Raw genomic sequence first — 23,176 nt, forward strand, 5'->3', positions numbered from 1 at the left:
GCTCAGACGTTGCCGAGCACGCGGGTCACCGCGATCTCGACGACGACGCGGGCCGGGTTCACCCGTGGCTGCCGATACCTTGCCGCGTAACGGTTCTCCGCGTCCCGCACCGATTCCGGGTCGTCCCGCAGCACCGCCCGTCCCTCCAAAGTGGACCAGTGGCGGCCCTCGAACTGGCACACCGCGACGGCGGCGCCGCCCGCGCCCGCCGCGCGCACCAGCGCGGCCTTGCGCGACGAACCAGAGGTGATCACCCGCGCGATGCCGGCCGCGAGGTCGACGGTCACCCCGACCGGCGCGACGTGCGGGCTCCCGTCCGGGCGGACCGTGCTCAGCGAGGCCAGCCGCCGTTCGGTCCAGAACAGGGCGAAGTCCGGGCCCCGCCCGGTGAGGTCGATCGTCATGGCCGCCACGCTAGCCCGTTCGGTGGAGCGGATCGGCGAGGGTGTCGGCAAGGTTAATCGTAAAGAAAGTTTCCTAACAGTCTTGACCTTTTCTTGAATCTTCTGTCAATCTCGGATTCGTCGCCGCCGCAGCCAACGAAGTCCTACGGAGGAACGATGAGAAAACCTGTCCGGGCACTGGCGGCGGTGGCCGCGCTCGCCGTCGGCATGCTGGGGATCCCAGGCCAGGCCGCCGCCGCGGCATCCGGGGGATCTCCTTATCTGCCAGGGACTCTGCGCCCGTCCGCATCGCAGGCGGCGCAGGACCAGGCGCTGCAGAAGTACTACTCCTTCTGGAAGCAGCACTTCCTCACCACCAAGTGTGGCAGCGGCACCTACGCGGTGCTCGCGCCCGACGCCGACCACGCCTTCGTCGCCGAGGGACAGGGCTACGGGCTGAGCATCGCGGCCATGATGGCCGAAAAGGACCCGCAGGCCCGCGCCATCGTCGACGGCATCGTGAAGTTCGTGAAAGCGCATCCTTCGGTCAACGACAAGAATCTGCACGCCGCCGAGCAGGACGCCAACTGCAAGAGCGTCAACGGAAGCGACTCGGCCACCGACGGCGATCTGGAAATCGCCTACGGCCTGCTCGTCGCGGACAAGAAGTGGGGCAGCGGCGGTTCGGTGAACTACAAGGCCGAGGCCGTCCGGATCATCAACGCGATCAAGAAGAGCGAGGTCAACCCCGACACGAAGTTCATGCGGCTGGGGGACTGGGCCACCGACGGCAAGTACATCAACAGTTCTCGCTCCTCGGACTGGATGCCGGGCCACTTCCGCGCGTTCGCCAAGGCCACCGGCGACGACGACTGGAACACCATCCGCGCCAAGCACGAGGGCGCGGTCACCTCGCTGCAGCAGAACCACGCGCCGAAGACCGGGCTGCTGCCGGACTTCGTGCTCGGCACCGACTCGACGCCGAAGCCGCCCACCGGGAAGTTCCTGGAGAGCAAGTACGACGGTGCCTACAGCTGGAACGCCTGCCGTGACCCGTGGCGGCTCGGAGTGGACGCGATCACCGCGCAGGGCAGCGCGGCGGCCGGTCAGGTGCGGAAGATGAACACCTGGATCCAGCAGGCCACCGGGGGTGACCCGGCCAAGATCACCACCGGGTACACGCTGGCCGGCGCGAAGACCGAGAGCGGCGATCACCCGTGCTTCACCGCGTCGTTCGCGGTCGCGGCGATGTCCGACCCGGGCGGCCAGGCCTGGCTGGACAAGCTGTTCACCCGGATCTCGTCGTTCTCGCCGGACAGCAAGGACTACTACGGCACCGGGATCACCGTGCAGGTCCTGCTCGTCCTCAGCGGCAACTACGTCGCGGCCTGATGCTCGTCGCCGGTCCGTGGGGGCCTCCCTGAGGGACCTAGAGTCCCTCAGGGAGGCCCCCACGGACCTTCACGCGGCGCCGAAATCCGGTGCGGAAGAACGGCGCGTCCGGCATGCTGGCCGGCATGTCCGAGCCGATACGCACCGTCGGCGAACTGGTCGGCGCGATCGCGGCCGGGCGGCGGTGCAAGTTCCTGTACTTCTGGGGGCACACGCCGCCGCGTGGCGGCGGTCCAGGCCCCTGGTGGCTGAGCCAGTGGTGGCCCGCTCCGTTCACAGTGGACGGTGCGCGGTTCGCGACCGCCGAGCACTACATGATGTGGCGCAAGGCGATGTTGTTCGAGGACCACGCGATGGCGGCCAAGGTGCTGACCGCGGTACATCCGAAGCAGGCCAAGGATTTCGGCCGTTCGGTACGGGGTTTTGACCACGCCGCGTGGGAGGCGGCGCGGTTCGACGTCGTGGTCGCCGGGAACGTCGCCAAGTTCGCACAGCACGAGGAACTCGGCGACTTCCTGCGGAGGACCGGCTCGCGGATCCTGGTCGAGGCCAGCCCGGTGGACCGGGTGTGGGGGATCGGCCTGGCCGCCGACGATCCGCGGTCGGCGAACCCTCGATCCTGGCGGGGCCTGAACCTGCTGGGCTTCGCGCTGGGGCAGGCGCGCGAGCACCTGGCGCGCTCAGGACGGGACGCGTAGCGGGAGCCCGGCGGCGAGGTAGGCGGCGTCGATCACCGACATCGTCGCGACCGCGTCCTCCGGTGGCGTCAGCACGGGGGCGCCGCGCCGGACCGAAGCGGCGAAGGCGTCGAGCTGGTAGGCGTAGGTCGGGCGGCGCGCGAACCGTTCGACCCGCTTGCCGCCCGCGACGCGCACCGTGAGCCGGTGCCAGTACTGCGGCGCCATCGGGTTGAGCGCGCTCAGGATTCCCCGCGAGCCCACCACCCGCACCGAAATCCGCGCCAGCGACGAGGACCACAGCGACGCGCGCACCACCCCGGTGTGCCCGCCGGGGAAGCGCAGCCGGGCCGTCATCGCCCGGTCGATCCGCGGCCCGCGCAGTTTCGCCCGCGCCGAAACGACTTCCGGCTCCCGCCCACCGAAGAGCCGGGCCATGTGCACGGCGTAGCAGCCCGCGTCCATCATCGCGCCGCCCGCCAGCCCGTAGTCGTAGCGGATGTCGGAGAACGAGGGCAGCGGGAAACACACCGCCGTTTCGACGTGCCGGAGCGTGCCCAGCTCGCCCGAGTCGAGGATCTCCTCCATCCGCAGGGCGAGCGGGTGATACCGGTAGTGGAACGCCTCCATCACGACCAGGCCGGACGCCACCGCGGCCCCGGCCACCTCGCGGGCCTCCTCGGCGTTCGCGGTGAACGGCTTCTCGCACAGGACGTGCTTGCCCGCCGCGAGCGCGGCGAGGGTCCAGCGCCCGTGGAGACCGTTCGGGAGCGGGTTGTAGACCGCGTCCACGTCCGGATCGGCGAGCAATGCCTCGTAGCTGTCATGGACCTTCGCGACGCCGTGCCGCCGGGCGTACTCCCGGCCGCGCCGCGGGTCCCGCGCGGCGACCGCAGTCACCACGACCTCGGGGTTTTCCCGCGTCGGCCTGATCAGCGCCGTCGGGGTGATCCGGGCGGCGCCGAGCGCCCCGACGCGGAGCGGTTCGCTCCCGGTTTCGCTCATGGGGCGAGGCTAGCAGCGTCCCGGTCAGCGGTTTTCAACAGAACGTTGACGCTTTCAACAGCGAGTTGTAGCGTGCCGCCCATCCGAGTGACAACACCCCTGGAGGTCGTCATGCCGCCGGTCCCCTCGTCCCCGTCCCGTCCGTGGCGCGCCGCCGTGCTGGGCGTGCTCGTCGCACTGGGTACCGCCGCCTGCGGTGGCGGACCGGACGGCGCGGGCGGTGCCTCGCGGGCGGCGAACCCGGCGGCGATCCCGGACAACGCCGCGATCCTGGCCGGGGTGAAGCCGGATCCGGCCTTGAAGGAAGCGCTTCCCGCGAACGTCAAGCAGGCGGGCGCGCTGCGCCTGGCATCGAACATCCAGTCCGCGCCCAACAACTTCTACTCCGCCGACGGCAAGACCCCGATCGGCTATGAGGTCGACCTCGCCAAGGCCGTCGCGGCCAAGCTCGGCGTCACCGTGACGCACCAGGACATGGCCTTCGGCTCGCTGATCACCAGCCTCCAGTCCGGCCGCGTCGACCTGACCATGGCCGCGATGAACGACACCAAGGCCCGCCAGGAGCAGATCGACTTCGTCGACTACTTCTCCTCGGGCATCACGATCATGGTCCGCAAGGGCAACCCGGACGGCGTCACCGGGCCGGACACCCTGTGCGGCAGGAACGTCGCGCTCGTGCAGGGCACCAGCCACCAGAAGTTCGCCACCGAGCAGAGTGGCCGGTGCACCGCGGCCGGGAAGCCCGCGGTCACCGTCACCGCGACCGACAGCGACACGCAGAACCAGAACCAGCTGCGCACCGGGCGTGTCGCGGCCATCCTCAACGACCTGCCCAGCGCCGTCTACATCTCGCGCACCGCGGGCGAGGGCAAGTTCTTCGAGGTCGTCCCGGGCGAGCCGATCAACGGCGGCCCGTACGGCATCGGCGTGAACAAGCAGAACAAGCCGCTCACCGAAGCCGTCCAGAAGGCACTGGCGGCGCTGGTGAACGACGGCACGTACGGCAGGATCCTCCAGGCGTGGGGCGTCGAGCAGGGTGCGGTCAAGGAGGTGCGGGTCAATGGCGGGAGCTGAGGTCACCACACCGGGAGCCGAGCCGCTGCCGATCGTCCGGCTCCGGCACTGGGGCCGCTGGGTCAGCGCGGCGGTCATCCTCGCGCTGCTGGTGCTGCTCGGGATCGCGCTCGGCAACGCGCAGATCGCCTGGGACCAGGTGCCGGACTTCCTGTGGTACCGGGTGATGGCCGTCGGCCTGCTCAACACCGTGGTGCTCGCGGTGATCGCGCAGGCGGCGGCGATCGTCATCGGCATCGTGATCGCGTTGCTGCGGCGCAGTGCCAACCCGGTGGCGCGCTGGTTCGCCGCGGGCTACATCTGGCTCTTCCGCGGCCTTCCGGTGCTGTTGCAGATCCTGATCTGGTACAACCTCGCGCTGATCTTCCCGACGATCTCGATCCCGCTGCCCTTCGGCGGCTACCTCGTCCACGAGCAGACGAACGTGCTGATCAGCGCGTTCACCGCCGCGCTGCTCGGCCTCGCGCTCAACGAAAGCGCGTATATGGCCGAAATCGTCCGTGCCGGGCTCAACAGCGTCGACAGTGGACAGACCGAGGCGGCGAAGTCGATCGGCATGACGCCGGGCGCGACGCTGCGCCGCGTCGTGCTGCCGCAGGCGATGCGGGTGATCATCCCGCCGACCGGCAACGACTTCATCAACATGCTGAAGGGGACGTCGATGGCCTCGGTGATCGGGGTGACCGAGCTGATCCACGCGGCCAACAACATCTCCTCGAACAACCTGCTGGTGATGGAGACCCTGCTCGCCGCCGCGATCTGGTACATGGTCGTGGTCACCGTCGCCGGGGTCGGCCAGCACTACCTGGAACGCGCCTTTGACGCCGCCGACCAGAAAGGGCGCAGTCCGATGTCGCGGGCGGCCAAGGCGTTGAAGGGCGCGCCGCTGACGAGGGGGTCCCGTGTCTGAGCCACTGCTGCGCGCGGTCGGTGTGCGCAAGAATTTCGGATCGGCCGAGGTATTGCGGGGAATCGACCTCGAAGTCCACAAGGGACAGGTGGTCTGCCTGCTCGGGCCGTCCGGCGCGGGCAAGAGCACGTTCCTGCGCTGCGTCAACCACCTGGAGACCATCGACGCCGGACAGATCTGGGTCGACGGCGAGCCGATCGGCTTCCGGCTGCGCGACGGGAAGCTGTACGAGCTCAAGGAACGCGAGGTCGCCCGGCAGCGGCGCGACATCGGCATGGTGTTCCAGCGGTTCAACCTGTTCGCGCACCGGACCGCGCTGGAGAACGTCGTCGAGGGCCCGGTCCGGGTGCTCGGGACGGCACCGGAGACCGCGCGGGAGGAGGCGCTGGAGTTGCTGGACCGCGTCGGGCTCGCGCACCGCGCCGACGCCTATCCGGCCCAGCTGTCCGGCGGACAGCAGCAACGGGTCGCGATCGCGCGGTCGCTGGCGATGCGCCCGAAGCTGATGCTGTTCGACGAGCCGACCTCGGCGCTGGATCCGGAGCTGGTCGGTGAGGTGCTGGCGGTGATGAACACGCTGGCCGCGGAGGGGATGACCATGCTGGTCGTGACACACGAGATGGGCTTCGCCGCCGAAGCCGCCGACGAGGTGGTCTTCCTCGCCGACGGCGCCGTGGTGGAGACCGGCCCGCCGGGCGAGGTGCTGAGCGCGCCGAAACACGAGCGCACCCGGCAGTTCCTGGCGCGGGTCCTCGCCTCATGAGGATCCCGCCCCGCTACCTGCTCCAGTTCGACGAACCCGCGGGCTACCTCGACTTCGCGCGTTTCGGCCCGCCCTCGCACGCCGTGCTGGACACCACCGCGCGTCTGCTCGACCGGACCACGACGGCCGGTCCATCCACTGTGGACGACCTGATGCGGCAGGAGATCCGCGCCAAGGCGGCCGCGGCGCGGCTGTGCGGCAGCGACACCGACCACACCGTGCTGCTCCCGAACACCAGCCTCGGCCTGTTCCAGGCGGCGTTCAACGCGCCGGGCGGCGAGGTGCTGGTGTCCGCGGCGGAGTTCCCGGCCAACACCTATCCCTGGGCGCGGGCCGAGCAGGCCGGCCGGCTCACCGTACGGCGGATGCGCCCGCCGCGCGGGTACGTGACGCCGGAGGCGGTGGCCGCCGCGCTGACGCCGGAGACGTCGCTGGTCTCGGTCAGCGCGGTCGACTTCCGCACCGGCTACCGCGCCGACCTCGCCGCGCTGCGCGAGGTCGTCGGCGATCGGCTGCTGGTGGTCGACGGTATCCAGGGCTTCGGCGTCACCGAGGCCCCGTGGGAGGTCGCGGACGTCCTGGTCGTCGGCGGGCAGAAGTGGCTGCGCGCGGGCTGGGGGACCGGGTTCGCGGTGCTGTCCGATCGCGCGCTGGAGCGGATGGACCCGGTGCTGTCCGGCTGGACCGGCGCGCGGGACCCCGGCCTGTTCGACGACGAGATCCACGCGAGCGATCCGCTGGCGGCGGCGTGGTCGATCAGCAACCTGAGCCCGGTGACCTCGGGCGCGTTCGCCGCCGCGCTGGAACTGGTCGAGGAGGCCGGGGTCGCCGCGATCGCCGCGCGGATCGCCGAACGCGTCGGGGAACTGGAGGAGGTGCTGCGTGCCGCCGGCGCCGAGATCGTGTCGGCCACCGAGCGCCGCGCGGGCATCCTCGCGTTCAGCCTGCCGGGCCATCCGGCCGAGCAGGTCGGCGCCGCGCTGACGGCCGAGGGCATCGCCGCGACGGTGCGGCCCGAGCACGTCCGCCTTTCCCCGCACGCGTCGACCCCGGCGGAGGCCGCCGAGACGCTGCGATCGGTGCTGGACCGGCTCAACCGTCCTGTTCGGACAGTCGTACCCTCAGCTGCCCCTGCCACGCCGGAGACCTCGGAACTGCTCGCCGCGCTGGTCCCCGCCGTGCACGGGCTCGCCACGATGCTCGGCCCCGGCAACGAGGTGCTGCTGCACGACCTGAGCAGGCTGCCGGACTCGATCATCGCCATCGCCGGTGAGCTGACCGGCCGGACGGTCGGCGGGCCGATGACCGACCTGCTGCTCGGCCTCGTCCGCCGCGGTACCACCCAGGACCTGACGAACTACCGCACGCACGGACCGGACGGGCACGCGATCCGCTCCTCGACGTTGTTCCTGCGGGACGCCGAGGGCGTCGCGATCGGCTGCCTGTGCGTCAACAGCGAACTCGACGGCGCCGAGCAGGCCGACCTCCCGCAGCGCGAGACGTTCCCGCCCGACGTGGACAGCCTGCAGCGGTTCCTCGTCGAGCGGGCGATCGGCAAGGCCGGGATCCCGGTGGAGCTGATGAAGAAGCGGCACAAGGCCGCGGTGGTCCGGGAACTGGACGAGGCGGGTTTCTTCCTCATCAAGGACGCGGTCGATCACCTGGCCGGGCGCCTCGACGTGACCCGGTACACGATCTACAACTACCTCAACGAAACCCGGGGCACGTAGCCCGGCGGTCTCTGAAGGCCACCTTGAGGGACTTGAGTTCCCTCAAGGTGGCCTTCAGAGACCTTGCGGCGCCGCTCAGTCCAGATAGGACTCGACGGCGTCGGCGGCGGCGCGCACGCCACCGTGGGCGCGGATCTCGGCCTTCAGCTCGGCCAGCCGGGCGGCGACGGCGGGGGAGTCCGCCACCTCGCCGACAGCCGACCGCAGCGCTTCGGCGTCCACCTTCTCGGCGGGCAGGTGCTTGCCGACGCCCAGCTCTTCGAGCATCGCCGCGTTGCCGAACTGGTCGGCCGCCTGCGGGATCGCCACCGTCGGCACGCCGAACCACAGCGATTCCGTGCAGCCGCCCATCCCGGCGTGCGTGACGAACGCCGACGCGGCTTCCAGCACGGCGAGCTGCGGGACCTGCGGGTACGCCTCGAACGACTCCGGCAGCGGGCCGAGGTCGGCCGGGTCGACGTGCTTCCCGATCGACATCACCACGTGCCAGTCCGAACCGGCGAACGCCTCCACACACGCGCGGTAGACGTCGAGCTGGTCGTTGAACGCGGTCCCGAAGGACACCAGCAGGACCCGCTTCCCGTCGGCGGGCGGGGTCCAGCTCCGGTCGGCGAGCCTGCCTTCGTCCAGGCACGGCCCGACGAACCGCACGGCCTCGGAGACGCGGTCGGCGTTGGGCTGCATCGCCCTCGGGATCAGCGAGAGGACGTGTTCCGGTTGCGCGATCCACTCCCAGGGGTCGGTGTCGATGCCGTTTTCCCGCAGCCAGGCGGAGTAGGTCGCGTGATAGTCCTTTCCGGACGGTGAGTTCCGGATCGGCGCCATCACCTCGGCCATGTCCTCGGCGTAGCCCTCCCAGGCCACGAGCGTCGGGGACAGCTGCACCGCCGGGACGTCGTAGCGCCGTCCGAGCACCGGGGCGGGCAGGCCGCCGATGTCGTAGAGCAGCAGGTCAGGGCGATCCTGGTCGTAGACCTCGGTCAGCCGGGGGAAGACCGCGACGGCCTCGTCGAGGAAGACCCGCATGGCTTCGGCGGGTTCCTCCGGCCACACGGCGGCCTCGCCGAGCGGGAAGATCGTCGGGTGGGCGATGACCTCGGCGCCGGTCGGGGCGACCAGGTCGGTGAGGGGTTCACCGACCACGTAGCTGACCCGGTGGCCCCTGGCGACCAGCTCGCGGATGACGCCGAGGGAGGGGTAGACGTGGCTCGGCGCGGTGCAGCCGATCATGGCTATGTGCTTCTGCGAACGCATGAAAGTCCTTTACGGGGAACAAAAGTAGTATGTGGACGGCGCGCAGAAGAAGGGGCCTCATCCGATGGCGGGGGCCCGGCGGTCGCGCCGTCTCAGGACAGCCGCAAGCGCGAGAAGTAGATCAACATGGTGCTCACCGTATCCGCACCCGGCGCCGGTAGCCAATCGGTTTTCCGGGCTTTTCGGCGGATTGTCCCGACTTCTGGTCCTTCTTTAGTAGGGCGTTCGGCCCAACCCCGCCGCGATGCCGTCCCGGACAGCGCCGGCCGGGTTTATGGTGCATCCGCTTCCACTGAGGAAAAGGGAGATTTTCGTGAGACGAGCTGTTTTCGCCGCGGTGGCCGCTGCGCTGGCCTCGACGCTGGTGGCCGCCCCGGCCGCGAGTGCCGACCCGGCGCCGGCCGAGCCGATCGCCTGGGGCGCCTGCGCGGACCAGGCACTGACGGCCGCCGGTGCCCAGTGTGGCCTCCTCTCGGTCCCGGTCGACTACGGCAAGCCCGGCGGCGAGAAGATCCAGCTCGCGCTGAGCCGGATCAAGCACAAGACGCCGGAGGCGCAGTACCAGGGCGTCATGCTGACCAACCCCGGCGGCCCCGGTGCGTCCGGGCTGCGGCTGGCGCTGGCGGGCGCGCGGGTGCCGAACCACGCCGGTGACGCCTACGACTGGATCGGCTTCGACCCGCGTGGTGTCGGGAGCAGCAAGCCCGCGCTGTCGTGCCAGCCGAACTACGCGGACTACAACCGGCCCGGCTACCTCCCGCTGACCCCGGGGCTGGAGCGGACCTGGCTGGACCGGGTCAAGTCCTACGCCGAGGACTGTGGCAAGAAGAACCCGCGTGCCCTGCTGGAGAACATGAAGACCACCGACACCGTCCGCGACATGGAGAGCATCCGTGTCGCGTTCGGCGCGGAGAAGGTGAACTTCTACGGGTACTCCTACGGCACCTACCTCGGCCAGGTCTACGGGACGCTGTATCCGCAGCGCGTGCGCCGGATGGTCCTCGACTCCACGGTCGACCCGCGTGACGTCTGGTACAAGGCGAACCTGAACCAGGACGTCGCCTTCGACCGGAACCTCCGCATCTGGTTCGGCTGGGTCGCCGAGCACGACGACGTCTACCACCTCGGCAAGACCGGGGAGGCGGTCGAGCGGGTGTTCGACGAGCAGCTGCTCAAGGCGTCGTTCCACCCCGCTGGCGGCGTGATCGGGCCGGACGAGCTGATCGACGTCTTCCAGCAGGCCGGGTACTACCAGCTGCGCTGGACGCTGCTCGGTGACGCGTTGTCGCGCTTCGTCAACAAGGGCGACTGGCAGAACATGAAGACGCTGTTCGAGAACTTCGGCGGTCGCGGCGACGACAACGGCTACGCGGTCTACCTGGCCGTCCAGTGCACCGACATCCAGTGGCCGGTCAGCTGGAACCAGTGGCGTGCCGACAACTGGCGGACCTTCGCCAAGGCGCCGTACAACACCTGGCAGAACGCCTGGTACAACGCGCCGTGCCGCAACTGGCCGGTGAAGCCGGGCAAGCCGGTGAACGTCCAGGGCAAGGGCGTGGAGAGCGTGCTGATGATCGACGAGACGCTCGACGCGGCGACGCCGTTCGAGGGCAGCCTCGAGGTCCGTAGCCGGTTCCCCGGCGCGGCGCTGATCGCCGAGCCGGGCGGCACGAGCCACGCGATCACCCCGCGCGGGAACGCCTGTGTGGACACCAAGATCGCCGACTACCTCGCCACCGGCAAGCTGCCCGCCCGCAAGCCGGGCCGGACGGCCGACGTCGAATGCGCGCCGCTGCCGCAGCCGACGCCGCCCCCGTCCGCCGCGGCCAGGTCGGACGCGCCGGTGAAGCAGGGCGCCCGGCTGGAGCAGCCGTTGTTCGGCTGACTCCTCGCTACCCCACGAGCGCCCCGGCGGCCCCGCGCTGCCGGGGCGTTCGTGGTCCGTGGGGGCCTCCCCGAGGGACCTGGAGTCCCTCAAGGAGGCCCCCACGGACCACGTCACAGCCTCCGTGACTTTCCTGTGCAGGGAGCTTTGTGTTACAAAGTTGGCAGCGACTTTGTAGTTCAGAGTAGTTCGGAGGGGAAAGCATGATGGGGGCAACGACCGGGGAGGCCGCGTTCAGCCTGCGTGGCCTCGCCAAACGGTTCGGCGACGTGCGCGCGGTGGACGGGGTGAGCGTCGAGGTCTCGCGTGGCGAGGTCGTCGCGCTGCTCGGGCCGAACGGCGCGGGCAAGTCGACCACGATCGATCTGCTGCTCGGCCTCGCCAGGCCGGACGCGGGCGAGGTCCGGGTCTTCGGCGGCGAGCCGAGGGCGGCGGTGGAACACGGCCGGATGGCCGCGATGGTGCAGAACGGGTCCCTGCTTCGGGACATGACCGCGGCCGAGCACGTCACGCTGGTGCGCTCGACCCATCAGCGGCCGCTCCCGGCGGACGAGATCATGGCGCGGGCGGGGATCACCGATTTCGCGAACCGTCGCTGCGGCAAGCTTTCCGGCGGCCAGCAGCAGCGGGTCCGGTACGCGATGGCGCTGGCCGGGAACCCGGACCTGCTCGTGCTGGACGAGCCGACCGCCGCGCTCGACGTCGAGGGCAGGCGGGAGTTCTGGGCGTCCATGCGGGAGTTCGCCGCCTCCGGGCGGACCGTGGTGTTCGCGACGCACTACCTCGCCGAGGCCGAGGACTACGCCGACCGCGTCGTGCTGATGCGGCACGGCCGGATCGCCGCGGACGGGCCGATCGCGCGGGTGCGGGCGGCGGTGGCGGGCCGGGTGCTGCGCGCGGTCGTGCCCGGCGCGCCGGAGGCCGCGCTCGCCGCGCTGCCGGGGGTGTCCACCGCGCGGCTGCGCGGGGACCGCGCCGAGCTGGCGTGCGCCGATTCCGACGCGGCGATCCGCGGCCTGCTCGCCGCGTTCCCGCTCGCGTCCGACATCGAGATCACCGCGGTCGGCCTCGAAGACGCGTTCCTGGCACTGACCTCCGACAACGCAGGCATCACGGACAACGTCGACAACGCCGACACCGTCGAGCCGGAAGGCGCGCTCCGATGAACCTCACCTATCTGCGCCTGGAAATCCTGCGCATCGTCCGCAGCCCCCAGTTCGCGATCTTCACCATCGGCATGCCGCTGGTGATGTTCCTGCTCTTCGGCGGGCTGTTCGGGGACACCGTCCTGCCGAACGGCACCCGGTCCGGGGTGGTGACGATGATGAACATGGCCGCGTACGGCTCGATGGCCGGGGCGTTGTTCACCGGGGCGCGGGTCGCCACCGAACGCACCGAGGGCTGGCAGCGTCAGCTGCGGGTGACGCCGATGCGCGCGTCCAGCTACCTCTCGGTCAAGGTGTTCTCCGCGATGGCGATGGCGCTGCCGGTGGTCGTGGTGATCTTCGCCGCGGGGATGCTCCGCGGCGAACACCTCACGGCCGGCCAGTGGGTGACGGCGCTGGTGTCGCTGTGGCTGGGCGCGCTGCCGTTCGCGGTGCTGGGACTGGTGGCCGGGCTGCACGGCAAGGGCGACACTGTCGGCGCGGTCACCGGTGCGATGATGCTGCCGCTGGGCATGTTCGGCGGGTTGTGGATGCCGTTGCAGATGCTGCCGGACTGGATGGGCACGATCGCGCGGTTCCTGCCCTCGTACTGGCTGGGCGCGCTCGGCCGCTCCCCGCTGACACACGAGGCCGGGATCGGGACCGCGGTGCTGGTGCTGGCCGCGTGGCTGGTGGTGCCGGCGCTGGTGGTGCTGCGGCGGTTCCGGCTGGACACGGCGAAGCTGTGATTAACTTTCGTGCTGAACAGGGGGAGCGGCACGGTGGGAGGGGCGGTACGGGTGGAGGACGAATCCGAGCCGATGTCGGCGGAGGAGTCGCTGGCGCTGATCGCCCGGCAGAGCGAGCAGGTGCGCCGGGAACTGCGGTTCGACCCCGCGCGGCTGCTGTTCGTCTGGGGAGTGGCCTGGTTCGTCGGCTGGGGGCTGGTGTACGTCGCCACGGTGGGGTCGGTGGTGCCGGGCTGGGTCGGCGGGCTGGTGGTTTCGGTGCTCTTCGTCGCCGCGATCGGCTACTCGGCGTACTACGGCACGCGGCGTAACCGGGGTATCCGCGGGCCGTCGCGGACCGCCGGGGGGATGTACGGCTGGAGCTGGTGCGTCGGCTACCTGGCGCTGGTGGCGATCAACGTCAAGATCGGCAAGCTCGGCCTGTCCGAGGAGTCGACTTCCCTGCTGTGGACGGGTTCGTGCCTGCTGCTGACCGGGGTGCTCTACCTGGCGGGCGGGGCGATCTTCCAGGACCGGCTGCAGTACGGCCTCGGCGTGTGGATCATCCTCGCCGCGGTGGCCGGCGTCCTGGTCGGCTACCCGGCGAACTTCCTCGTGCTCGCGCTCGGGGGAGGCGGCGGCCTGCTGGCCGCGGCGGTGACCTACCTCGTGCTGGCCCGCCGGGGACAGCGGGTGCGGGGTCGCGCGGTCTGATGGGAAACCAGGAGCTGCCCCAGCTCGACCCGGTGATCCACGCGCAGGCGCGGCTGCGCGTCACGGTCGCGCTCGCCGGGCTGTGCGCCGACGAGCAGATCACCTTTCCCCGCCTGCAACAACTGCTCGACATGACCCCGGGCAACCTCTCGACGCATCTGCGGAAGCTGGAGGACGCCGGCTACGTCGAGATCACCAAGGCCTACGAGCACCGCACGCCGGTGACGCTGGTGCGGCTCACCCCGCGCGGGCGGGCGGCGTTCGAGGAGTACACCCGGGCGCTGCACCGCCTGCTGGAGGTGCCGGGGGCCGGGCAGTGACGCGCTGGGTGATCCATCTGGACCTCGACGCCTTCTACGCCTCGGCCGAGCAGCTGACCCGGCCGACGCTGGCCGGGCGCGCGGTGGTCGTCGGCGGGACGGGCCCGCGTGGCGTCGTGTCCGGGGCGAGCTACGAATCCCGGGTGTACGGGGTGCGGTCGGCGATGCCGATGTCGCAGGCACGGCGGCTGCTGCCCGCGGGCGGGGTGATCCTGCCGCCGCGGTTCCGGGTGTACGAGCTGCTGAGCAAGGAGGTCTTCGAGGTCGTCGGCGAGTTCGCGCCGGTGCTCGAACGGATCTCGCTCGACGAGGCCTTCGCCGAGCCACCGGACCTCGCCGGCGCGGACGTCGCGGCCGTGACGGAGTTCTGCGAGCGGCTGCGGGCGCGGATCCGGTCGGTGACCGGGCTCGTCGCGTCGATCGGCGCGGGCACCGGCAAACAGGTCGCGAAGATCGGTTCGGACGAGGCGAAACCGGACGGCCTGCTGGTGGTCCCGCCCGGGACCGAGCGGGAGTTCCTCGCGCCGCTGCCGGTGCGGGCGCTGTGGGGGATCGGCCCGGTCGCCGAGTCGAAGCTGCGCGTCATCGGCGTGCAGACGCTGGGGGAGCTGGCCGCGCTGTCCGAGGCGGACGCCGCCACCACGCTCGGCGGCGTCGTCGGGCGGGAGCTGCGGCGGCTGGCCGGGGGCACCGACGACCGGCCGGTGGCCGAACGCGGCGAGGCCAAGCAGGTCAGCGCCGAGACGACGTTCGACGTCGACATCAAGGACCTCGCCACGCTGCGCGCCGAGGTCCGCAAGATCGCCGTCGGGGCGCATCGGCGGCTGACCCAGGCCGGGCGGGTCGCGCGGACGGTGGTGATCAAGCTGCGGCACACCGACATGAGCACGGTGACCCGCTCGGAGACCACCGCGTCCCCGACCGACGACCGTGAGCAGCTGACCGCCACGGCCGAACGACTGCTGCTGGACCCGGCGGAGTTCGGCGGGGTGCGGCTGGCCGGGGTCGCCTTCAGCGGGCTTTCCGTGCCGCACCAGGACGCCCTGTTCACCCTGACGGTGTCCACACCGGACACTCCGGCTCCGGTGGCCCCGGCCGCCCCGACGCCCGCCGTCGAAGCGCCCACCCCCGACGCGCCCGCCCCCGACGTCCCGAGCACCTGGCGCCCCGGCGACGACGTCGCACACGAGGAGTTCGGCACCGGCTGGGTCCAGGGCGCCGGACAGGGCCGCGTCACCGTCCGCTTCGAGACCCGGACCTCCGGCCCCGGCGCCGCCCGCACCTTCGCCCAGACCGACCCGGCCCTCCACCGAGCCGACCCCTCCGCCTGTCTCGCGTGACCAGAACGCGCACTCACGTGATTGGGGAGCGCACTCGTGAGATGCGCCGCCAATCACGCGAGATCGCTGTCTGATCACGTGAGTTACGTCGTCAATCACGCGAGATCGCCGGAACGGGACCGCAGCCGGGGGTGAGGGTGGCGACCTGCTGGCCCGCCAGGAGGAAGGCGCCGACGCCGTAGGCGGCGGTGTCGCCGGGTTTCGCGGGGCCGGGGGCGGCGCCGACGGGCTGGACGTAGCCGAGCAGGCCGTCGGGGCGTAAAGCCTTGGTGGACAAGGCCTTCCAGGCGCGGTCGACGACCGGGCGGAAGCGGGCCGCGTCGAGGATCCCGGCGCGCACGCCCCAGGCGAGGCCGTAGGTGAACAACGCGGTCCCACTGCTTTCCGGACCGCCGTGATGCCACGGGCGCAGCAGGTCGGAGTTCCAGAACCCGTCGCCCCGCTGGGTGAACCGCAGCGAGTCCGCCATCTTCGTGAACACGCGAAGGTACTCCGGGCGACGCGGATCGGTGACGGGCAGCACTTGGAGGACCTTCGTCAGCGCGGCGAGCGCCCAGCCGTTGCCGCGCGACCAGAACGTCCCGGTGCCGACGTAGCGCGCGTCGCGGTACCACAGGCCGGCCCGCTCGTCGAAGAGCCCGTGCCCACCCGCTTCCTTTTCCGCGTGGTGGAACAGTTTCTGCATGGTGTCCAAAATGGATTCGTCGTGGTCGAGCAGGCCGATCCTGGCGAACGAGGGCATCGCCATGTTCAGCGCGTCGACGTAGTTCCAGTAGTCGTCGTGTCCCTGTGCGACGCTGGTGACCTCGGCGGAGATCCGGGACCGCAGGTCGGCGAGGATCGGCGGGTCCGGGTGGAAGTAGGTGTAGAGGTCGAGATACGCCTCACCGGCCGCCTCGAAATCCGGGAAGAACGGGCGTTTCGGGTCCTGTCGCAACCGATAGCCGTTGGCCTTCGCCCACGGCAGGGTCTGGTGGTTGGACACGCCGGTCGTGCGCACGGTGGCCAGGTTCCCGACGTGGAAGGTCGCGTTCTGCCAGTCCGGCGCCGCCAGGTTCGTCCCGTGCGCCAGCCAGTGGTTCCCGGCGGACACCATCGCGTCGGCGACCGCGCACGACGCCGGGGCCGCGCCGGCGGGCGGGGCCGTCGCCAGACCGCACGCCAGCACCGCCGCCGTGAGCAGCGCGGGCACCCGGATTCCCAGAAAACGCATTCGTGCGTACTCCTCAGCGAGTTCGTGGCGGCGGAACGGGATACCGCACCGACTTTCGTGCGTGCCGCTGAGGGTGTCAAGAGACCGATGACCGGGACGCGAACGGAGAACTCGCGTGCGTGGAGACGGAACTCGCGTGTCTGGAGACGTAACTCGCGTGATTGAGTGGAGAACTCGCGTGTGCGGAGGTGGGACTCGCCGACCGCGGCGCGAGGTCGGCGAGTCCCACTTCGGCGTGTCCCGGGTGCCGCGCCCGGGACACACGCCCGCTGAGGGGAACCCGACTTTCCCCATGCGGGACAACGAGATCAGCGGCTCCGGTGGGTGAGCAGCCTGGCCAGCGAGGCCAGTTCGGCGCCCGGCCGGGGCGACGGGTTCGCGACCGCGAGGTGCTGCATCGCCTCCGACAGCAGGAAATCCGCCTGCGAACGGCTCCACGCGCGCCCGCCTGCCAGCTCGACCAGTTCCGCCGCCCGTGCCAGCTGTGGTTCCGACAGCGGGAGTTCCTGGGCGTAGAGACAGGACAGCTCCCGCATCCCGTCGGCGCCGGAAGCGAGCGCCGACACCACCGGCAGCGACTTCTTCCGGTTCTGGAGGTCGGAGAACACCGGCTTCCCGGTGACCTCCGGATCACCCCAGATCCCGAGCAGGTCATCGACGTGCTGGAAGGCCAGCCCGAGCGACCGCCCGAACAGTCCGAGCCGCTCGACCTGCTCGGCCCGGCCCCCGGCGGCCAGGCCGCCGAGGGTGCAGGCCGCGCCGATCAGGGCGCCGGTCTTGCCCATCGCCATCCGCGCGCACTCGTCGGGCAGGACGTCGCCGCGCCGCTCGAACTCGAGGTCCTCGCTCTGGCCTTCCAGCAGCTCCAGTGTCGCCGTGCTGAGCACCCGGATCCCCGCCGCGCCACCCGGCGCGAGGATCTCCATCGCCAGCGACAGCAGGGCGTCCCCGGCGAGGATCGCCGCCGACGTGCCGAACACGCTCCACGCCGTCGGCCGGTGCCGTCGCGTGGTGTCGCCGTCCATGACGTCGTCGTGCAGCAACGAGAAGTTGTGCACGAGTTCGACCGCGACGGCGGCGGGGACGGCTTCGGCGGCCGCCCCGCCCGCCGCCTCCGCACAGAGCAGGACCAGGGCCGGGCGGACCGCTTTCCCGGCCCTGGCGTGGATCGGCTCGCCCCGCTCGTCCCACCAGCCGAAGTGATAGCCGGAGATGTGCCGCATCGCCTTCGGCAGCCGGTCCACCGACGCGCGCAGCGCCGGGTCGAGCAGATCCCGGCTCCAGCCGAGGACCTCGCCGGCGGACCGCTCGGTGACGCGGGTGTCTGCCGTGGTCATCTCAGCGGCCGATCTCGACGTCCTGGAGCACCCCGAGCGCGTCCGGCACCAGCACCGCTGCCGAGTGGTAGGCACTGACCAGGTAGGACGTCACGGCACGTTCGCTGATGCCCATGAACCGCACGTTCAGCCCCGGCTGCCGTTCGTCGGGCAGCGACTCCGGCCGCAGCGCGACCACGCCGTGGTCGTCCTGGCCGGTGCGCATCGCCAGGATCGAGGTCGTGCCCGTCTCGCTGATCGGGATCTTGTCGCACGGCAGCATCGGGACGCCGCGCCAGGTGTTGACCCGCTTCCCGTCCAGCACACCGCTGGCCGGGTACACCCGGCGCGCGGTGCACTCCCTGCCGAACGCCGCGATCGCCTTCGGATGCGCGAGGAAGAACCGCGTCTTGCGGCGGCGGCACAACAGGTCGTCGAGGTCGTCCGGGGTGGGCGGCCCGGTGCGGGTGGTGATCCGCTGGGCGAGATCGGCGTTGTGCAGCAGGCCGAAATCGGTGTTGTTGACCAGATCGTGCTCCTGGCGTTCGCGCAGCGCCTCGACGGTCAGCCGCAGCTGCTGTTCGAGCTGGTCCATCGGCTCGTTGTAGAGGTCGGTGACGCGGTTGTGCACCCGCAGCACGGTCTGCGCGACGGCCAGTTCGTACTCGCGCGGTGAGGCGTCGTAGTCGACGAACGTGCCGGGGATCGGCGGTTCGCCGTCGTGCCCGGACGCGAGGTCGATGCTCGCCTCACCGGCCTTGTTGTGCGATTTGGCCGGATTCGCGAGCACCTCGGCGATGTGCGCGCGCAGCGGGTCCGCCCGCCCGTTCAGCGCCCGGAACGCCGCCGCGGTCAGCACCAGCACCGTGCAGCTGGTCGCGGTCTTCGCGGTGAACGTCCATTCCCTGGCCTCACCGCTGAGCATCTCGCCGCCGAGCTGGTCGCCGTCGCTGGACGTGCCGAGCAGCTGCGGGTCGCCGTACTCACCGGTGCCGAGCCTGCTCACCTTGCCGTGCGCGATCAGCACCACCATGTCCACAGTGGACCCGGCGGTGGCGATCACCTCACCCGGCCCGTACTCGCGCTGTTCGAACCGTTCGGCCAGCGCGGTGAGGGCCTGTTCGTCGGAAAAACCGCGCAGCAGCGGCAGTTCCGCGAGTTCGGCGGGGATCACCTGCACCCGCGCGCCGGTGGTGAGGAAGGTGACCTTCCCGTCGCCGACGGTGTAGGTGAGCCGCCGGTTGACCCGGTAGCTGCCCGCCGGGATGCCGACCCACGGCAGCTGCGAAAGCAGCCACCGCGGGGTGATCCCGCGCATCTGCGGGACGGTCTTGGTCGTCGTGGCGAGCTGGCGTGCCGCGGTGGTGCCGAGGGACTGCTGGGGTGGCGCGGCCGGTTCGTCGATGAGCGTCACGGCTCAGCCTTCCCGTCCGATCTCGGCGTTCTCCAGTACCGCGAGCGCGTCCGGCACCAGCACCGCCGCCGAGTAGTACGCGCTGACCAGGTAGGAGATGATCGCCTGATCGCTCATGCCCATGAACCGCACGTTCAGTCCCGGCTGGTACTCGTCGGGCAGCCCGGTCTGGTGCAGGCCGACGACGCCCTGCGCCTCCTCTCCGGTGCGCATCAGCAGCACGGAGCTGGTCCTGGTCTCGGTCACCGGGATCTTGTTGCACGGCAGGATCGGCACCCCGCGCCAGGCGGGCACCTGGTGCCCGCCGAGGTCGACCGACTCCGGGTAGACCCCGGCCTTGGTGAACTCGCGGCCGATCGCGGCGATCGTCCTCGGGTGCGCGAGGAAGAAACCCGGGTCCTTCCACACCAGCGCGAGCAGCTCGTCGAGGTCGTCCGGTGTGGGCGGGCCGCTGCGGGTCGGCACGCGCAGGTCGAAGTCGGCGTTGTGTAGCAGGCCGAAGTCGCCGTTGTTGATCAGCTCGTGTTCCTGGCGTTCGCGCAGTGCCTCGATGGTCAGCCGCAACTGCTGTTCGATCTGGTTCATCGGCTGGTTGTAGAGGTCGGCGACGCGGCTGTGCACCCGCAGCACGGTCTGCGCGACGCTCAGCTCGTACTCGCGCGGCGAGGCGTCGTAGTCGACGAACGTGCCGGGCAGCTGCGGTTCGCCGTCGTGCCCGGACGCGAGGTCGATCTCCGCCTCGCCGTGCTCGTTGCGGGACAGCTGTCCGCCCGCGACGAACTGTTCGAGGTGCTCGCGCAACGAGTCCGACCGGCCGACGATGTCGTCGAACGACTGGCGTGGCAGGGAAAGCACCGTGCACGCGGTGACCGCCTTCGCGGTGTACTCCCAGATCACGTCCCCGTTGGTGAGCACGGAGTCGCCGAAGTAGTCGCCGTCGGCGAGCGTGCCGAGCACCGTCTGGTCCCCGTACGCGCCCGCGCCGACCTTGCTGATCTTGCCGTGCGCGATGAGGTACACGCGGTCGGCCTGGTGTCCGAACTCGACGAGCACGTCGCCGGGCTGGAACTCCTGTTGGCTGAACCGGCCTGCCAGCTCGCCCAGCACGTCCTCGTCCTCGTAGCCGCGCAGCGGCGCCAGCTCGCCGAGCTCGGCCGGGATGACGCGGACCTCGGAACCGGCGGAGGTGAACTGCACCCTGCCGTCGCCGACGGTGTAGCTCAGCCGCCGGTTGACCCGGTAGGTGCCGCCGGAGACCTCGACCCAGGGCAGCAGTTTCAGCAGCCACCGGGAGGAGATGCCCTGCATCTGGGGAACCGACTTGGTCGTCGTCGCCAGTGTGCGCGCGGCGGCGCGGCCGAGACTCAGTTGCGGTTGGTCGGTCGGGTTCGCGGAGTCGACCGGCTCGGTGACAGTCACAGTGAGAACCACCCATCGTCGAGATGTCTGACCGCGCGCGAAAAGGCGCACAGCCGGGTTTCGTCTTATTTCCGCTCTATACGCGGGTCGAGGGCACCGCGGAATCAACATAGCAAGACGGGGGCGACGCACAAGCACACGATCGGGTCAGGCGGACAGGCTGTCGCGAGTCGTGAAAATGATCATTTCGGACACCGGTGACCGCATGTGTCCGCGCGTCACTCGACCGGGAAAACTCCTTGTTCACCAGGGTAATGGCTGGTGCGCAGGGCGAGCGAACAAGGAGTTTCCGCCGGGGCAATTGGGCCGAAAGGCGATGATTCCGCCATGCGATAAGGCCACTCGGATGAATCGTCGATCTCGGCTTGTCGCGTATTGAATGGCTGACTAGTTTGGGCGAGTCGCCGGGTCGAATACGCCGGAAAGGTACGCCGGATGAACATGTACGTCACCGGGATCCTGTGGGTCGCCGGGGCCGCTGTCGTGGGTGGGGTGATCGGCTACCTGGTACGCCGGTTCGGCTGGGACGAGGGCAGGCGGGACAACAACGACGCGGCGGGCCAGGTCTTCACGATCGTCGGCGGGCTCCAGGCGGTGGTCGCGGCGTTCGTGCTCATCTCGCTGTTCGACGGGGTCAACGTCGCGCGGGAGGAGTCCTACAAGGAGGCCAACGGCGTGGTCGCCGCGGCGTGGGCGGCCGAATCGCTGCCGGGGGAGGTCAAGGACAAACTGCACCAGCTCGCGCGGGCCTACCTCACCACGGTCGAGAAGCAGGAGTGGCCCCGGCTCGCCGACGGCGGGAAGGTGCCCGACACCGGCTGGTCCCAGCTCGACCAGATGCGCCAGACGGTGGCGGAGGTCCAGGTGGACGGCCAGGACGGCTGGCTCGTGGACCGCAAGCAGCAGGCGAGCAGCCAGCTGTGGGAGGTCTTCCAGACCCGCCAGAGCCGGCTCGAGGACATCGGGCATCACAGCGTCGGCGACGTGGTGTGGTTCGCCCTCATCCTCGGCGGGCTGCTCGCGCTGTTGCTGCCCAACCTCTTCGGCGGGACGCGGCTGGTGGCGCACGTGCTCATCGTGTCCACCGTGGCCGGCACCGTCGCGCTGGTGCTGTTCACGATCTATCAGCTGCAGAACCCGTTCAGTGGCGGCGCGAAGGTCTCGTCGGAAGCGTTCACCGCGGCGCTGGAACGGCTTTCCTGAGCCATGCGCGCGCACTGGGTGGCCTTCGCGGCGGCCGTCGCGGTCGCCGGCCTGCTCGCGCTGACCGGCGCGTTCGCGCCCCCGCGATCCACCGCGGGCGCGCCGCCGGACTGCCTGGTCCTGCAGGCCGAGAACGAGCACGCGGGCGCACCGACCACGCTGCGCAGGTTCGCGGTGCCTTCCGGCCGCACCGAGGCACTGTCCGAGGTCGGCTACTGGCTCAACGCGCTGGGCTACGCGGAAAAGCAGGACCTCGTCTACGCGGTCGCGGACGGCAACAGGGCAGGCCGGTTCCTCGACGGCGCGCACGCGGTGACGATCGACCGGCACAACGCGGTGACCGACCTCGGCCCGGTGGCCCGCGCGGGGGCCCGCCGTCCGGTGTGGAGCCTGGTGACCGGCGCGACCGCAGGCGCCGTGGCGGGTCGCGTCTGGTACGTGCGCCGGGACGGCGAACTGTACACAGTGGACATAGACCCGGCGAGCCCCGGCTACGTCCGTGTGATCGGGCAGGCGCCGCTGCGCCCGATCTCGCTGGCGATCAGCGTCGACGACTTCGACTACGACCCCGCGGACGGGTTGCTGTACGGCGTTTCGACCTCCTCGCGTGGCGGCGGCGCGGTGGTCACGATCGACCCGGCGACCGGGCACGTCGCCGAACGGCCGGACCTGCGGTTCCCGCCCGCGACCGCGTACGGCGCCGTGGTGCTCGGCAAGGACGGCGCGCTCTACGCCACCGCGAACCGGATCGGGCACCGCAGCGTGACCTACCGGCTGCCGAGGGACGGTTCGGCGCCGGCCACCGAGGTCGCGACCGGTCCGCCGCTGGTGAGCGCGGACGCCGCGGGCTGCCTCGGCCCGCCGCTCCCGCCCAGCACGCCCCCGGCCACACCGCCGACGACTCCGCCGAGTACGCCGCCCAGCGCGCCGCCGTCCAGCCCGCTGCCGCCACCGCCGCTGGAGCCGCCACCCTCGCCCTCGGTGGTCCCGCCCCAGCCGCCTCCGTCACCCCAGCCACCTCCGCCGGTGCCTTCTCCGCCGCCTTCGGCGCTGCCGACGCCCAGGATGGTGGCCCCGCCGCCCTCCCCGGCGCCGTCACGACATCGGCGTCCGGAGGCGACGCCGACCCCCACCACGCAGGCGGCCGAGGCCAAAAGGTCCCACGCGGAAAGCGTGAAGACGCAGCGTCGCTGGGGCGTCACCGGGCTGGTGCTGATCCTCGGCGCGGGCGCGGTCGCGGCCAACGTCCGGCGCGGACGGTGACAACACCGTTGTCTCGAAGACGGCCGCC

The 23,176-nt window shown here is 70.8% G+C and carries 21 protein-coding genes; 14 read left to right on the top strand and 7 right to left on the bottom strand.

Features of this window, described 5'->3' with window-relative positions; genetic code table 11:
• Positions 1-2: 2 nt before the first annotated feature.
• The gene (locus ABD987_RS07975; RefSeq protein ID WP_345388678.1) at positions 3-404 is read right to left on the bottom strand and encodes a TIGR03618 family F420-dependent PPOX class oxidoreductase; all 402 of its coding nucleotides are present in this window, start codon (positions 402-404) and stop codon (positions 3-5) included.
• A gap of 156 nt (positions 405-560) precedes the next feature.
• On the opposite strand from ABD987_RS07975, the gene ABD987_RS07980 reads away from it, so the two are divergent.
• Positions 561-1,775: a family 8 glycosyl hydrolase gene (locus ABD987_RS07980; RefSeq protein WP_345388680.1), complete on the top strand. Its 1,215-nt coding sequence runs from the start codon at positions 561-563 to the stop codon at positions 1,773-1,775.
• A gap of 125 nt (positions 1,776-1,900) precedes the next feature.
• The gene (ybiA, locus tag ABD987_RS07985; RefSeq protein ID WP_345388682.1) at positions 1,901-2,473 is read left to right on the top strand and encodes a riboflavin biosynthesis intermediates N-glycosidase; all 573 of its coding nucleotides are present in this window, start codon (positions 1,901-1,903) and stop codon (positions 2,471-2,473) included.
• On the opposite strand, the gene ABD987_RS07990 is transcribed toward ybiA, so the two are convergent.
• Positions 2,456-3,457 carry a Gfo/Idh/MocA family protein gene (locus ABD987_RS07990; RefSeq protein WP_345388683.1) on the bottom strand — a complete coding sequence of 334 codons (1,002 nt, stop codon included), beginning with the start codon at positions 3,455-3,457 and terminating at the stop codon, positions 2,456-2,458. The two genes, ybiA and ABD987_RS07990, sit on opposite strands and share 18 nt — an antisense overlap.
• Before the next feature lie 111 nt (positions 3,458-3,568).
• Between ABD987_RS07990 and ABD987_RS07995 the strand changes: the two genes are divergently transcribed.
• The 4 genes from ABD987_RS07995 to ABD987_RS08010 are packed head-to-tail and all read left to right on the top strand — an operon-like array spanning position 3,569 to position 7,934.
• On the top strand, positions 3,569-4,531 hold the full coding sequence (locus tag ABD987_RS07995) for an ABC transporter substrate-binding protein (RefSeq protein WP_345389867.1): 963 nt from the start codon (positions 3,569-3,571) through the stop codon (positions 4,529-4,531).
• Complete coding sequence (locus tag ABD987_RS08000; RefSeq protein ID WP_345388684.1) at positions 4,518-5,441, top strand: amino acid ABC transporter permease; 924 nt, start codon at positions 4,518-4,520, stop codon at positions 5,439-5,441. The genes ABD987_RS07995 and ABD987_RS08000 overlap by 14 nt, the downstream gene beginning before the upstream one ends.
• A complete protein-coding gene (locus tag ABD987_RS08005) occupies positions 5,434-6,204 on the top strand; it encodes an amino acid ABC transporter ATP-binding protein (protein ID WP_345388685.1) in 771 nt (256 codons plus the stop codon). The genes ABD987_RS08000 and ABD987_RS08005 overlap by 8 nt, the downstream gene beginning before the upstream one ends.
• Positions 6,201-7,934, top strand: a complete 1,734-nt coding sequence (locus ABD987_RS08010; RefSeq protein ID WP_345388687.1) for an aminotransferase class V-fold PLP-dependent enzyme — start codon at positions 6,201-6,203, stop codon at positions 7,932-7,934. Before ABD987_RS08005 ends, ABD987_RS08010 begins: the two co-directional genes overlap by 4 nt.
• Positions 7,935-8,009: 75 nt before the next feature.
• Here ABD987_RS08010 and ABD987_RS08015 read toward each other — a convergent pair whose 3' ends face one another.
• Positions 8,010-9,188, bottom strand: a complete 1,179-nt coding sequence (locus tag ABD987_RS08015) for a macrolide family glycosyltransferase (protein WP_345388689.1) — start codon at positions 9,186-9,188, stop codon at positions 8,010-8,012.
• 313 nt (positions 9,189-9,501) lie between these two features.
• Here ABD987_RS08015 and ABD987_RS08020 point away from each other — a divergent pair, with 313 nt between their 5' ends.
• From ABD987_RS08020 to ABD987_RS08045, 6 genes are all read left to right on the top strand, one after another.
• On the top strand, positions 9,502-11,073 hold the full coding sequence (locus ABD987_RS08020) for an alpha/beta hydrolase (RefSeq protein WP_345388691.1): 1,572 nt from the start codon (positions 9,502-9,504) through the stop codon (positions 11,071-11,073).
• A 203-nt stretch (positions 11,074-11,276) separates the two neighbouring features.
• Complete coding sequence (locus tag ABD987_RS08025; protein ID WP_345388693.1) at positions 11,277-12,239, top strand: ABC transporter ATP-binding protein; 963 nt, start codon at positions 11,277-11,279, stop codon at positions 12,237-12,239.
• Complete coding sequence (locus ABD987_RS08030) at positions 12,236-12,967, top strand: ABC transporter permease (RefSeq protein ID WP_345388695.1); 732 nt, start codon at positions 12,236-12,238, stop codon at positions 12,965-12,967. Before ABD987_RS08025 ends, ABD987_RS08030 begins: the two co-directional genes overlap by 4 nt.
• Positions 12,968-13,000: 33 nt before the next feature.
• On the top strand, positions 13,001-13,660 hold the full coding sequence (locus ABD987_RS08035; RefSeq protein ID WP_345388697.1) for a hypothetical protein: 660 nt from the start codon (positions 13,001-13,003) through the stop codon (positions 13,658-13,660).
• Entirely contained in the window at positions 13,660-13,980 is a 321-nt protein-coding gene (locus tag ABD987_RS08040; protein ID WP_345388699.1) for a winged helix-turn-helix domain-containing protein, read from the top strand. The genes ABD987_RS08035 and ABD987_RS08040 overlap by 1 nt, the downstream gene beginning before the upstream one ends.
• The gene (locus ABD987_RS08045; protein ID WP_345388701.1) at positions 13,977-15,320 is read left to right on the top strand and encodes a DNA polymerase IV; all 1,344 of its coding nucleotides are present in this window, start codon (positions 13,977-13,979) and stop codon (positions 15,318-15,320) included. Before ABD987_RS08040 ends, ABD987_RS08045 begins: the two co-directional genes overlap by 4 nt.
• Positions 15,321-15,411: 91 nt before the next feature.
• On the opposite strand, the gene ABD987_RS08050 is transcribed toward ABD987_RS08045, so the two are convergent.
• The 4 genes from ABD987_RS08050 to ABD987_RS08065 form a co-directional block, all read right to left on the bottom strand.
• Entirely contained in the window at positions 15,412-16,533 is a 1,122-nt protein-coding gene (locus ABD987_RS08050) for a glycoside hydrolase family 88 protein (RefSeq protein ID WP_345388703.1), read from the bottom strand.
• Positions 16,534-16,841: 308 nt separating this feature from the next.
• Positions 16,842-17,870 carry a family 2 encapsulin nanocompartment cargo protein polyprenyl transferase gene (locus ABD987_RS08055; protein ID WP_345388705.1) on the bottom strand — a complete coding sequence of 343 codons (1,029 nt, stop codon included), beginning with the start codon at positions 17,868-17,870 and terminating at the stop codon, positions 16,842-16,844.
• 1 nt (position 17,871) lies between these two features.
• Positions 17,872-19,263, bottom strand: coding sequence for a family 2B encapsulin nanocompartment shell protein (locus ABD987_RS08060; protein ID WP_345388707.1), 1,392 nt, complete (start codon positions 19,261-19,263; stop codon positions 17,872-17,874).
• 3 nt (positions 19,264-19,266) lie between these two features.
• Complete coding sequence (locus ABD987_RS08065; protein ID WP_345388709.1) at positions 19,267-20,682, bottom strand: family 2B encapsulin nanocompartment shell protein; 1,416 nt, start codon at positions 20,680-20,682, stop codon at positions 19,267-19,269.
• Positions 20,683-21,117: 435 nt separating this feature from the next.
• Between ABD987_RS08065 and ABD987_RS08070 the strand changes: the two genes are divergently transcribed.
• Both ABD987_RS08070 and ABD987_RS08075 read left to right on the top strand, forming a co-directional pair.
• The gene (locus ABD987_RS08070; protein ID WP_345388711.1) at positions 21,118-21,885 is read left to right on the top strand and encodes a bestrophin-like domain; all 768 of its coding nucleotides are present in this window, start codon (positions 21,118-21,120) and stop codon (positions 21,883-21,885) included.
• 3 nt (positions 21,886-21,888) lie between these two features.
• Positions 21,889-23,148 (top strand): DUF6923 family protein, encoded by a 1,260-nt coding sequence (locus ABD987_RS08075; protein WP_345388713.1) that lies wholly within the window; start codon positions 21,889-21,891, stop codon positions 23,146-23,148.
• The last annotated feature ends 28 nt before the right edge of the window (positions 23,149-23,176 follow it).

It is taken from the genome of Amycolatopsis samaneae (assembly GCF_039541975.1).
GTDB lineage: Bacteria > Actinomycetota > Actinomycetes > Mycobacteriales > Pseudonocardiaceae > Amycolatopsis > Amycolatopsis samaneae.